Source organism: Paraburkholderia sediminicola, assembly GCF_046026895.1.
GTDB classification, from domain to species: domain Bacteria; phylum Pseudomonadota; class Gammaproteobacteria; order Burkholderiales; family Burkholderiaceae; genus Paraburkholderia; species Paraburkholderia sediminicola_C.
The window spans coordinates 37,352-49,682 of record NZ_JAQQEU010000005.1; the positions used below are offsets into that span (position 1 = coordinate 37,352).

Consider the following 12,331-nt stretch of genomic DNA (forward strand, 5'->3'; position numbering starts at 1 on the left):
AAGGTTGTCCTGTCGAGGCCAGCATGGCTGGCGTCGAACACTTTCTCAAGGAGAGCGCAAATGATGGCACCGACGATGCATGCCGTGGCGATGGTCGCGGCGCTGGCCGCAGTTCAGCCGGGGTGGGCGCAAGACGAGATGGCGAGTACCGCGCAGGGCATGCTCAGCGCCGTGCAGCCGGTGCACATGAAGGCGGAGATCACCGGAATCGATGCGGGCGCCCGCGCGCTCATGCTGAAGGGAGCGGGCGGCAACACGGTGGTCGTGCTGGTGGGGCAACAGGTCGACGGGTTCGATCTGCTGAAAGTGGGCGACCGGGTTGACGTGCTCTACAAGAACGCGCTGCTCACGAAAGCCGAGAAGGTGAGCGGCGCGGACAATGGGATTCGCAAGCGTGTCGACAAGCAGGTGTATACGCCCGCCTCAGGCGGCTTCGAGTCGACGCGCCAGACTGAAGTGCTTGCCACCGTGGAGAAGATCGATCACAAGAAGCGGCTCGTCACGTTGCGCGGCGCTTATCAGACGCAAACGCTCGAAGCCGGTCCTGATGTCGATCTGAAGGACGTCAAGGTGGGCGATACGATTCATGCGGTGTTCGTGTCGGCAGCGGCGGTGCAGATCACGCCTGCGGGGCAGTGAGCGAGTCGATCGGAGTCCGAATTACGAATCCGGAGCACCCCTGATTGCAGGGTGCCGGCTCTCGTTTCCGATGCCTGCAACGAACACGCTAGATCGCTCGCTGCGCTAACGCGTGATGGGCGCCCCAATGCTCAGCCATGCGAGCGGTCCCAGCCAGCGTCCGATCATCCCGCGCCGCGCTGGCAGTGCGCTGCTCAACGACACGCGCGCGCCCTGTTCGCCGTCGGTGCTGATCCATACGCGCTCGCCGCGTTGCAGCCGGAACTCTGCGCCGGGCGCGAGCCAGTGATCCTAAGGTCAACTGACGCGTGTGAGCCAGACGCGCGCGCCCTGAACCGCCAGCGTACTGTCGGCTTCGACACGCCAGGTTAGCGTCGCGCCTTGCATCACGGGGAAATGCAGCACTACTTTCGGCAGCGGCTCGTCCTGCTGATACCGAGCCTGGCTTGAGTCGTCATCCATGCACTGCGGGCTTGCCTGATCCATCTTGCTCTCCGTCATCGAGCCGGCGGACGGAGGCGCCCACAAAACAAAAGGCCCCTTCCGTTACCGTGGATGTCGAGATGGCCGTGCGCTTTCAGATGCTAACGGGTCTGATCGCGACGGGCACGCGTGGCGACATGCAGGACGCACAGCAGGCGTGGCTGAAGTCGAGGCAAGCCTGCGGCCGCGACGAGTCGTGCCTGCTCGCCGCCTACCGGCGACGCATCGCCACGCTCAAGACCGAATACGCGCACCTTGCGAGCCGCGGACCGTTCTGAGCAACTGCGCTTGCGCTCGTGTCTCCGTTTGCATGCGCATGCGGCCATGCGTGGAGCACGTAAGGCGTCCGGTGCGGGGCACCGTTGCTGCCCTCGACAATCTATGTCGAGATATGTCACGGCCGCCGAAAATCGCCCGCAAACCCTTGTACGGCGGACCTCTGCCGGCACGAAACAAGGTGACATATCTTCGTTGCTGATTTAACCGGTACGTCCTTCTATAGTCCGTTTGTCGCCACGCAGCAGTGACACGAGTGGCCCGAACCCAGCAAGGACATACCGTGAAACATCGTTCGTTCATCGCCCCGGCCAGCGCCGCCTGGGTTGCGTCATCGGCAACTCTTTCATCGACGCGCGGCGCGCTGCGCAAGCTCGTTCTCAGCGCAACCGTCGCCGTGCTCGCGCTCGGCAGCGCCTCGGCGTTCGCGTGGACTCAGCATGGCACGGCGTACACGTCGCACGGCACTTACAACGGCGCGCGGTACGGCTCGTGCGGCGGCAGCAGCTGTTCGCATGCGGGCGGCGTCGCCGGCCCGTATGGCGGCTTTGCGAGCAACGCCGGCACGGTGACGCGCAATGCGCCGGGCCAGTTCTCGAATTCGGGCACCGCGACCGGTCGCTACGGCAACTCCGTGCAGCACGCGGGCGACACCAGTTGCGCCGGCGGCAACTGCTCGCACACCGGCACGCTGACCGGGCCCGACGGCAAGACGGCCACCACCTCCGGCGATGTGACGAAGACCGCGCCGGGCCAGTATTCGTCGTCGGGGTCGATCACGGGCTCGAACGGCAACACGGTCGATCATTCCGCTTCGACCAGTTGCGCCGGCTCGACCTGCGCACGCTCGGGCACGGTGACGGGCCCGGATGGCGGGAGTGTCAATCACGCCGGCACGGCTACGCGTGTCGCGCCGGGCGTCGTCACGACTTCGACCAGCGTGACCGGCACCCACAGCAACACGGTGACGACGAGCGGGACGGTGGGGACGAGCGGTGTCGTCGCGACCGGTGATACGACGGTTGTCGTGGCGCCGAAGCCGGTGGTCGTGGCGCCGCCGGTTGCTTATGTTGCACCGCCGCCAGTTGTGGTGACGCAGCCGGTCGCGTATGTTCCGCCGCCGGTTGTGGTAGCGCCGCCAGTCGCCTATGTTCCGCCGAAGCCGGTTGTGGTCACGCCGCCGGTAGTCTATGCACCGCCGCCCGCACCGCAAGCTGTGTACGTCGCACCTCGCGTCGTATATGTGGCGCCGGCGCCGCGCGCGCTCGTGTGGGTGCCCGGCCACTGGGTCGGGCGTGTCTGGGTGCCCGCGCACTGGGCATGATGGGTGCGGCCATGCGAGTCCGTCGAGCGGTGTTCGAATCGCAGGGCAGCTACGCGAGCGACGCGGCGCGCCGCTCGCGTAGCGCCACTGCGCGTTCTTTGTAAAGCAGATGTGCCGGCGGTGCTCATCATTGCATTGAGTGGGGCCACTGCGATGAGCGGATTCTTCATTGGCGCGCCTTGCTCCTGGTAGCATTGGCCAATGTCTCGCCACCGCTGCAATCGGTCGTCGGGTTATTCGTGCACCAGGATCGGCTAAGGACGCTTGATTGTCGTCGAACTACGCATCGACGTCGAACGGCCGAAACTTGCCGCACTGCGGCTGACACCAAGCGCGAGGACGCACCAACTCTCGCGTCATCACGCGCTTGTAGAGAAGACATGCAGGGCAGTCCGTGCAGGCTCTCCAATGGAGCTTGTGCACGGCCGCTTTGTCGTTCAACTTCAGGAAAAGCGCTCGCCAGGAATAGACAAGCGCGGGCGCCACATTGTCGATCGCTTCAATTACTCCAACCTCGACGGACTGAATAATAAGCCGCGCGCCCCCTTCGTGAGATCACGCCCGAAGCAGGTCCGCTGCTTGACATCGTGGCGCCGTCGTCAAAAGCATCGACGCCGGCCGCCTTGCCACCGAGCGGCAGGCGAGCCGGATCGGTAGACTACTGGGGCGTTCAGTTATCCGGATTGCTCGACGTGAAGCTCGTGAACGCGCTATACGTCGGATTGATCGGGGAGCCGTTGATCATGATGCCGTAAGTGTCGTTGCCGCTATCCAGAACGTAGTACATCACGGACTGAATGTTGTGCGTCTTGCGGGCCTGATAGAACTCGCCGAGTTGCGTGGTGACGTAATTGGCGCGGAAGGCCTCGGTCTGATCCGGACCCGTGTTCCATTCCGTGATCATGAACGGCGCGCCATATCGAGCCTTGCAATAGGTCGGCAGGTCGAAGCCGGGACCATTGCCATCGGTGCCGATATCGAAGATGTCGCCGTAGGCGTCGTAGTTGTGCCACGTCGTGATGTCCCAGCGCAGCGGTTGATGGCCGCTGGTGCCGTCCGGTTGCATCCCTTCCCACAAGGCGTCAGCCGCGCCAATGTCGGCCACGGAGAAGTTGATCGCGCACTTCGCAGACGACTGAACCGATTTCACACCGTCCATCATGCCGCGCATCGCACCGCGCATGACCGGCCAGTTCGTGTTGTTGAAATCCATGGCCAGCGCGCCTGCGTAGGAGAAGTTCATCACGGTCGCGTTCTGGCGGGTCAATTCGTTACCGCACTCGTACATCGTGACGCCATACGGTGACAACGCCCTAGCAATCGACTGAGCAATCGAGAAGCTCGCGGAGTAGGCTGCGGTTTCGTTCCCGTAAACATTGCCGCTGCTATCGTAGACGCCTTGTTCGATCAGTACGAAAAGCGTCAGTCCGGCGGACTGGAAGGCTTGCGCGATTTTGACGACAGTGCTGATCTGATTCGCGTCGCCCGTGCAGCCGACGCGATAGGTGGTGCATCCCATTCCCTTCAGAATCGAAACGAGCTGCGCAGGCGTGTACGTATAGTCCCAATGCCCGTTCACGCCATAGAAGTTGCCGGCAGTTGCGGCTGCGGCATTACGCGGATCAGTACAAGGCAGCCATTGACCCGCGACGTTTCGTACGTCTACGTTCACGTAAAACTGGCCGTTCGTGCCGGAGACCCAGATCTTGCCGCCGTACCAAAGCACGAGAGAAACGTTATACGTGTCACCGACTGTCGAGCCATTCCTGTAGACAACACCGTTGGTCAGCGTCCAGACAGCGCCTGTGCTATCCGTGATGGAACCAGCGCCAGGTAACGTGGTGCCATTGGCCGAAGTAGATGGCACCGGCGCCGTGACTTTCGCCGTGGACGTGGCCTTGGCCGCGGTCGCGCTTGCTGTGTTTGTGTTGCCGTCCTGCGAGCTACCCCCGCAAGCGCTCAAAATATGACTGCCTCCCAAAGCCGTCAGGCATCCAAGGAATTGACGTCGTTTCATCATCACGAATAGATTCCGGTGTCGAGAAGATCTCGAGAAAAAGATAAAAAGCCTGCATCCTCGATCTGTGAATGATCGAATCCAGAAACACTAAATCTTTGATTTAATTAGCTTACCTAACTACATGAAAGTTACTAATCTTGACCAAATTCGAAGGCTCGATTTCACTGGAGGCAAGCAGGTGCGACGAGCCTTATTGGCTCATGAGCAAGCGGCGCCAACTTTGTCGGGCACATTAGGGCGCAGGTCATGACGACGCCTGAGGCGACAGAAGGACCTGGCTGTAAACCTCATGCCGTGGAGCGTTTTCGCATCAAGTGACGCGGTGGGCCGCAGCGTGGGACCGCATCGGTAAATCCTCTATGCGGTCTTGATGCGGGTAAATAATAACCGCGATTGCGTATGACCTAAAGGGTTAACGCGTACATAGTGCCCAGAAAGCAAAGAATTTTCCAATCTCTCCGGTGATGGCGCCAAATCGTACTTTATCGGGGCAAGATGCGCAATGTTGGACCAGACGGCGCGTTCTTCGACCCCCATTTTAGGCGGCATGCCTTCCCGTGGTGGACGATGAAGTGGTCGATGCCTCTGGTGAGCACGATCAACCGGGGTTTTTGCTTTCCTTGTCACGGCACTCGATCCGATATCCACGCATCGAGACTTTGGAGGCGACACGTCCGGTGGCTCTCGGATCGGCTTGCCATTCAGTGCTAAGTCCTTCGATTAATGCTCCAGTAAATGCGCAAGAGATGAGCGCCGAATTGATACAAAACGTAACTGGCCCTTGAAGCAGGTCGTAATTGAATTGCGCCTTTTACTGGGATTCACTGAATAGTCTAGACTCCTGGTAGTCGACGTCTTCCGCGACCAATTGACGTCTGACTGGCTTGGCAAGCGCAAGGCGTTGCTGCTGCTCGGCTATGGATTGGCCGCGCTGTCCAAGCCGCGGTCTCCCTGGCACGCTGAACGCCTCCCTTGAGATAGCTGCGCGATCGTTCACGTTCGGTTGCCACACTTGCCCGAATGCCGCCGATCGCGCTGATATCCGCTTGCACTCATCCTGGAAAACAACCAGTGGGATCTTGTCGACTATCTGCGCGCCCGCATGGAGGGACGCCGCGTAGCGTCGGCGTCGGCGTCGAATGAATCACCTGGTCAATCGTCGCCTATCGAAGTGACGACAGATGCGTTGGTCCATGAAAGGTGCGTACTATTCGCTGTAGACTCGCGTCGAATTGCGTGACGGTAGATTTGGAGCGCTGTTTCCTGAAGCGTTTTCCGCATTTCAGGTCGCCTGTAGCCGTGCGACGCTGAACCGTACACTGCCCACTCTTCGTCCACTCTCAAAGTTATTGACCACCGCTGGCGCTATTAATGGACACCAACACGAGTGAGCCTAGAACAGACGTTGACATGACAATTTTGAATATCCGGTGACGGTCGGACGGTGGACTTGCCCCTGCGTAACCGGACACGCGGTCACGCTTGGGTTGGTGAATTTACTCGCTGGCGAAACTCGCGTGGTGAGCGGTATTTCAGGGCGCTGTGCGGATGCGATTCGTCGTAGTGGTCAAGCGCGATGACCAGGTTCTGCAACGCCGTTCTCACGTCCGGCTTGGGCATCCAAAAAACCTGGTCTCTTTTCATCGTTTTCACAAAGCTCTGGGCCATCCCGTTGCTCTGCGGACTCCGGACGGGTGTCGTGACAGGCTTCAAACCAATTTTCTGCGAGAACGTCAGCGTCTCGTCGGCAATGTAGCAGGAACCGTTGTCGCTTAGCCACTCGATTTCATTGTCGGCCTTCAGCGCGCCACCGAAGCGGCTCTCGACGGCCTGAAGCATGACATCGCGCATCATGTCGCCTTTGTAGCCTCCCGTCGTGGCAGCCCAGATCATGGCCTCCCGGTCGCAGCAGTCCAGCGCGAAGTTAACGCGCAGCGGGGCGCCATCGTCGCAACGGAATTCAAACCCATCCGAGCGCCAGCGGGCGTTGCTTTGCTCCACCGCAACCTTGCCGTCGTGCCGGCGCGAGGATTCCGGATGGCGAGGGCGGCGCTCGAGCAGCAGGCCGTGGGTACGCATGACCCGATAAACCCGTTTTGCATTAACGCGGGGTTGAACCTGCGCGTCCCGGTTTCGCCGCAGCAGCGCCCATGCACGCCGGTAGCCATACGTAGGCAAGTAACCAGCCCCTGAAGTTCCGCAACGAGCGGCATGTCGTTCAGGGCGGGCGTCTTGCACCGGTCGACCCCCATCCGGCCTGTCGTTTCGATTTGACTGCGAGATTCGAGCGCGACACACCCAGGACTTCGCAAACCGTCTTCATCGGTCGTCCCCCGACAGCAATGGTGAGTGCGCAATCAATTTTCTGCCCCGACCGTACTCCACTGCTTCGCGGAGGATTTCCACTTCCGTTGTCTTCTTGCCCGGCAGCCGCTGGAGTTCACGAATCTGCTTCATCGCTTCGGCCAGGCAGGATGCCGGTACCACCTCACCTGTTCGCCGGCGCTGACTGCGGACAGGCTCCCGTCCTGATACAGCTTGCGCGACGCGAACATCTAGTTCGCGTTCGCCTGGTGACGACGGGCGACTCCAGAGACGGTGGCTCCGGGGTCGAAGTCTCGCGCACTATCGCGAGCTTCTCCTCGGCTGAGCGCCGACGGCGCTGTTCGGGATGGGTCAGAACTTCAATGGCTTCCACATTAGAACCAAGCTTAAACATAGGCGTAAGACTACCTCATAGTTTAAGCGTTACCTCGTGTCCGGTTTTCGCGGGGGTCGACCCAGACGGACAGATTGAATCCGTTACATTGCGCCCGATTTCACGGTATCCACACTCCGGCAACAGCGCCCCCTGCATGATTGTCGGCTCGCAGCCGTCGTCGGCTTACTCTGGATCTACAACGATATACGCGAGATGTTCTGCCGGTCCTTCTCCGCCATGACCATTGACACGACCGGGTACATTGAAACGTATCCGCAAAGCCTGATCGTTCCACTTCAACTCGGTGTCCGTCGCCGAAGACACTGAACCTGACTGCGCGTCGATGAACTGGACTTTGGCGCGGCCTGAAGAAGGTGGAGTCAGTTTGGTCGCATCGACCGTGCGCCAGCCCGGTAGTGCACGCACCTGCATCACGATTTGCTTGTCCGAGTACAGCGCGCTGCCGGATGCATCAGGACCGAACTGCAGTTTCTGTGGAAGGCGCGACAGCACGCCGCCGACTGTCTGGTTCAGCACGATGAGACTCCGCCCCGAAACGTTGTACGTTCTGGCGGGGGGACCTCGGTGCGTCAGACGAAACGGTTCGTATCCGTCCCAGTGGTAAACCATCGATACGTACTTGTTGGCATCGTCCCAGTTTCGATCGAGCGCCCACACGGCGAGATCGAAGAAATAGCGCGGCAGATAGTGATCGTCCATCATATATCTGTCGCCTATCTCTGTTTGCCATAATCCACGAGCGGGACCTTGCTTTACATAGCGCGCGTAAAGGTAATCCAAGTCTTTGACCGGAAGGTAATGCGTGTCCAGATAGTCAACGCAGTCGAGCATCCGCTGGTTGTACCGTGGACTTCTGTACTCGAGCCACTGGCTAAGGGTTTCGAGTCCCCCTTGGTCCGGCCATCCGCCGTAGACGACGTATGCGCCATAGCGGCGAATGATCCGCGCGGCCGGAATGTGGATCTTCTCCACGTAGTCCTGCATCGCCCGTTCATATGGCGCATCCAGGTCGTCCCCGACGCCAGGTCGAGCCGCACCGTGCCAGAACGATGCCTGTGGCGAACCGCCCGAAAGCTTTCCGGCCGCCTCGTTCCATATCTGGAAAAAGCGCAGGTTGTAAGGCGGGGCGCGATATTTCCGGACCACCGCTTCCACGTAGCGCTCCCACGCCTTCACATCCACGGGTGCCGATTTTGAATCGCGGGGCACGCTCGCGTTCCACAGGGGCGTGTAGGCAAGCATCAACAACGTTTTGATTCCGTTGCGGTTGTCCTGGATGATGATGGGCGGCAGATCACTTTCGTTATTGTTCCCCGTCTTGTCGACCCGCATCGGGTCCGAAGCACTATGGGCTTGCCCCGGACCTACGGGTCCGCGTGCCCAGCTAATACCCATTTCCTTCCACATTGCGACATCATGGGCGGAGCCGGGCCAGCCGTTGGACCCGATCAAGTCGGTAATCCGTCGTCCTAAGCTCTGCGACGGGGAACCGTTTTGCGTCGAAGCCGCGGCGATCGGCGGCCATAGCGGTCTTAGCGTTGTCCAACCGAGCGCCGCCAACATCTGAAGTACAAGTCGTCTGTTATATCTGGTCATAGCGTCTCTTGAACTCTCCGCCGATTACGAATCCGCCCCGAATGCCCTCTCCGGAGATCGGCGCTGGCTCGCGAAGTTTCCTGACGCGAACGCGGACAAATCTTGCGCCGCGGTCAACCCGGCGTTATGTTCCGGATGATCGCATGCGGCATTGATCGTCGCCGACAAAAAGCGGCGGTGGTCGCTCATCCCAACATTCAAACCCGATTATGCTTCGCGCTTTCTTGCGGTCTGCAATGCAGCGCCGCGATTGATATGAACCGCGATGTCTCTTGCAATTCGCGCATTGGAAAACCGGGGCCGCCAGCCGATCGCCAAAGATTCGTCGATGGATAGCACGTGCTGGAGTTTGAGCATGAGCAACTGCTCGCGCGCGAGCACCCGATACCCTGAGGCCCACGAAAGGAACATTACCGGAAGCAGAGGAATAGAAATCTTTCGCACACGTCGCACACCGAGTTCTGCTGCGATTTCATCAATCCATTCCCGGATCGACAGCGGATCCGGATCTGCGGCATTGAAGAGTCCGCTGGCGCGGGTTTCGGCAACACGGTAGATCAGGCTCGCCACGTCGACCACATGCACCATGTGGATCTTATGTTTCCCGTGCCCGGGAAAAGCGACGATGCCGAGTTTCGTCATCATCTTGACAAAGCCTCGGAACAGCCCCTCTCGGCCTTGGCCGCCGATGATGCAGGGAATAATGGTCGCTGCGCCGGGGATGGTGTCCACGAACGCTTGAGCAGCCATCTTCGAGCGGCTGTACACGCCCTCTCCAGCCATCTTGCTATGTATGTCGTACCGTTCCTGCCCGGTTTGCCGGTACATCATGCTCGTACCCACATGAATGAAATGGGTCGTCTGTTGTCGATAGCGTCCGCAGAGGTTCTTTGCCGCGAGTACGTTGTTCCGTTCGAAAAATGACTTTCTGAAGATGGTCGGAATGCCCTTGCTGACGTACTGAACAGCTGCGCAATTGACCACAACATCACAGTCTGGAAGGGAATCCACAAACTTCTGATCGGCAAGGTCGCCGCGCAAGTCGACCGATCCGGTTTTGTCAGCAGTGGTCACCTCATGACCACGCTCTTTGAACAGCTCGACGCACTCACTCCCGAGAAAGCCTGCCGCGCCAGTGATAAGTATCCGCATAGTATCGCTCCATTGCCGTATTCTACGATTTGGCGACCAGGTATACGCCGGCGATAATGACGGCAATGCCCACTAATTTTTGAGCAGAAAGAAACTCACCAAAAAAGTACCAGGCGGCTAATGCGTTGACCACGTATCCGATGGAGAGCATCGGATATGCCACGCTCACAGGTACCTTCGACAAGGCCACGATCCAGATCGCGACACTCAGTACGTAGCATCCCAGCCCCCCCATGATGTGAGGCTCGAATCCCACTCTAAAGATGGTCGAGATTCCTGCATCGCGACTGAAGCTGATCGCTCCAAGCGCATTTGTTCCGGCCTTCAGCCACAGTTGCGCCATCGCGTTCAGCAAGACGCCAGTCAATATCAGACCAAAACTCAAAATACTCACTTATCCTCCGGGTCAATATCCTCACAGGGAGCGTTGGCTTGTCGGAAGCGCTGAGGGGCCGCACAAAGACAAGAACGATGGGAACCAGTCTGCCATGAATAGCCAGACGTTGCGATCGCCCTGACGAAAAACGGCGAACTGCGCTGCAAGTCCGTCAACCGACTTGAGCAGGGATTCGCGTTTTGTCTAAATCGCAAAAAGAACTGTCGCTACGCAAAGCATGATGATCATTAGGCTCGAACGGTTTTTGATGGCATAGACGATCGGATCGTCATGCATCTGACCGCGGAACGCGACCATCCAGACGCGGCTGATCCAGTACAGGAGCAGACAAAAGAGAATCCAAAGCCTGTGGGGATGACGATACAACACCGTGACGGCGGCAGAATTCATGTAAAGCGCAAGAACAAGCACCGCGACATAGCCCGCTGCGGTTCCGAACGAGCGCACGATGCTCATGTCCCCCGTGAGATAACCTCGGCCCGCCGCAGAGTCCTTACCCTCCCGCTGCATTTTGTCGAGTTCCGTATAACGCTTGACCATGGCCAGACTGAGAAAGATCATTACCGAGAACATGATTAACCAGTCTGACAGCACAACATTGACGGCCGCCCCGCCAGCCACAATACGGGTGGTATAAAGCGCGGCCAGCATGAAAACGTCCACCAGCATTACCCCCTTCAGGCGAAAGGAATAAGCGAGTGTCATCGCGACATAACACGCTAGCACGAGCTGAAAGGACCATGGCAGAAAAATGGCTAGGCTTGCCGATGCCATTAACAGTATGAACATCATGCCAATGCCGGCAGCAAGCGGCAACTCTCCGGAGGCAAACGGACGTTTGCACTTTCGACTATGGCGCCTGTCCACATCGAGATCGAGCATGTCATTCAAAAGGTATACCGACGAGGCACAGAAACAGAATGAAAAAAATGCAATTCCGCCAGCCATCAGTGCGTCGACATTGGTGAAGCGATGCGACGCAAGCAGCGGCACAAAGATCAACAGATTTTTCACCCATTGATAGACGCGCATCTCTTTGATGGCGAGCCTAAAAAAAGACCGTTTGCTCTCGAAGATGACCGTGGTCTGATTCGCCTTCTGCGCCGCCGCCTGAATGCTTTTTCCTCCGACGACGATCGCTGTGCGCGCCTGCTTCCATACAGGCACATCGGCGCGAGCGTTGCCGCAATAGTCGAAACCCTGTACGCCAAACTCCGCCGTCAAGGCCATGGCCTTGTTTGCGCCAGAGAGATTGCGCGACTCGTTGCTCGCCATCACGCCTTTGAAGAAGCCGAAATGAGCCGCTATCTGTTGGGCAAATCTTTGATCCCCTGCGGTGCAGAGATAGAGATCACGGCCGCTTAAGCGCTCCTTTTTAAGGAAGTCGATCAGGCGCGCGTTGTATGGGAGCAGTGATACGTCGATTGCGACGCGTGCAGCTATCTGCGCTTTGAGATACCCCTTGCCGCGCATCAACCATGCGAAACAATACAGCAAATAAAGCGGATTTCTCTTGACCAGGGCCAGGAACGACTCGATGAGAAGGTCGCTGTGCGTCAGTGTGCCGTCCAGATCAACACAAAGAGGAATAGCAGCCATGGTGACCTCCATGGACATGAAATGTCGATCAACCGCCGAATGCGAGAGCAAATGCAGATTTTTGCATTCACCCGTGGCATCAGACACAGTCCAGCGTAACGGGTCGCTTCCTGCAACTTGCGT

9 protein-coding genes and 2 pseudogenes are annotated in these 12,331 nt (G+C 58.8%); 3 read left to right on the plus strand and 8 right to left on the minus strand.

The annotated features are described in order from the left end of the window. Window positions 1-60 precede the first annotated feature (60 nt). Window positions 61-639 carry a hypothetical protein gene (locus PQR02_RS05265; RefSeq protein WP_408226494.1) on the plus strand — a complete coding sequence of 193 codons (579 nt, stop codon included), beginning with the start codon at window positions 61-63 and terminating at the stop codon, window positions 637-639. Between the two features lie 105 nt (window positions 640-744). Here the strand turns inward: PQR02_RS05265 and PQR02_RS05270 are convergent. Together PQR02_RS05270 and PQR02_RS05275 are read right to left on the minus strand one after the other, a co-directional pair. Beyond that, window positions 745-924: pseudogene (locus PQR02_RS05270) on the minus strand (DUF2917 domain-containing protein); the annotation flags it as partial. A gap of 12 nt (window positions 925-936) precedes the next feature. Continuing rightward, the gene (locus PQR02_RS05275; protein ID WP_408226497.1) at window positions 937-1,125 is read right to left on the minus strand and encodes a hypothetical protein; all 189 of its coding nucleotides are present in this window, start codon (window positions 1,123-1,125) and stop codon (window positions 937-939) included. Window positions 1,126-1,202: 77 nt separating this feature from the next. Between PQR02_RS05275 and PQR02_RS05280 the strand changes: the two genes are divergently transcribed. Both PQR02_RS05280 and PQR02_RS05285 read left to right on the plus strand, forming a co-directional pair. Beyond that, on the plus strand, window positions 1,203-1,400 hold the full coding sequence (locus PQR02_RS05280) for a lysozyme inhibitor LprI family protein (RefSeq protein ID WP_408226500.1): 198 nt from the start codon (window positions 1,203-1,205) through the stop codon (window positions 1,398-1,400). A gap of 281 nt (window positions 1,401-1,681) precedes the next feature. After that, window positions 1,682-2,722, plus strand: a complete 1,041-nt coding sequence (locus tag PQR02_RS05285; protein ID WP_408226503.1) for a hypothetical protein — start codon at window positions 1,682-1,684, stop codon at window positions 2,720-2,722. 670 nt (window positions 2,723-3,392) lie between these two features. Here the strand turns inward: PQR02_RS05285 and PQR02_RS05290 are convergent. The 6 genes and pseudogenes from PQR02_RS05290 to PQR02_RS05315 form a co-directional block, all read right to left on the minus strand. Then, window positions 3,393-4,742, minus strand: coding sequence for a hypothetical protein (locus tag PQR02_RS05290; protein ID WP_408226506.1), 1,350 nt, complete (start codon window positions 4,740-4,742; stop codon window positions 3,393-3,395). A 1,476-nt stretch (window positions 4,743-6,218) separates the two neighbouring features. After that, window positions 6,219-7,461, minus strand: a pseudogene (locus tag PQR02_RS05295) (IS3 family transposase). A gap of 165 nt (window positions 7,462-7,626) precedes the next feature. Then, entirely contained in the window at window positions 7,627-9,060 is a 1,434-nt protein-coding gene (locus tag PQR02_RS05300) for a hypothetical protein (RefSeq protein WP_408226509.1), read from the minus strand. Between the two features lie 207 nt (window positions 9,061-9,267). Beyond that, on the minus strand, window positions 9,268-10,212 hold the full coding sequence (locus PQR02_RS05305; protein ID WP_408226511.1) for an NAD-dependent epimerase/dehydratase family protein: 945 nt from the start codon (window positions 10,210-10,212) through the stop codon (window positions 9,268-9,270). A gap of 22 nt (window positions 10,213-10,234) precedes the next feature. Continuing rightward, window positions 10,235-10,606: an SMR family transporter gene (locus PQR02_RS05310; protein ID WP_408226514.1), complete on the minus strand. Its 372-nt coding sequence runs from the start codon at window positions 10,604-10,606 to the stop codon at window positions 10,235-10,237. A 186-nt stretch (window positions 10,607-10,792) separates the two neighbouring features. After that, window positions 10,793-12,208 carry a UbiA family prenyltransferase gene (locus PQR02_RS05315; protein WP_408226517.1) on the minus strand — a complete coding sequence of 472 codons (1,416 nt, stop codon included), beginning with the start codon at window positions 12,206-12,208 and terminating at the stop codon, window positions 10,793-10,795. Window positions 12,209-12,331 lie beyond the last annotated feature (123 nt).

Coding starts and splice junctions, on each gene's coding strand:
- PQR02_RS05265 (WP_408226494.1), top strand. CDS start 61: ATGATGGCACCGACGATGCATGCCGTGGCGATGGTCGCGGCGCTGGCC.
- PQR02_RS05275 (WP_408226497.1), bottom strand. CDS start 1,125: ATGGATCAGGCAAGCCCGCAGTGCATGGATGACGACTCAAGCCAGGCT.
- PQR02_RS05280 (WP_408226500.1), top strand. CDS start 1,203: ATGGCCGTGCGCTTTCAGATGCTAACGGGTCTGATCGCGACGGGCACG.
- PQR02_RS05290 (WP_408226506.1), bottom strand. CDS start 4,742: ATGATGAAACGACGTCAATTCCTTGGATGCCTGACGGCTTTGGGAGGC.
- PQR02_RS05300 (WP_408226509.1), bottom strand. CDS start 9,060: ATGACCAGATATAACAGACGACTTGTACTTCAGATGTTGGCGGCGCTC.
- PQR02_RS05305 (WP_408226511.1), bottom strand. CDS start 10,212: ATGCGGATACTTATCACTGGCGCGGCAGGCTTTCTCGGGAGTGAGTGC.
- PQR02_RS05315 (WP_408226517.1), bottom strand. CDS start 12,208: ATGGCTGCTATTCCTCTTTGTGTTGATCTGGACGGCACACTGACGCAC.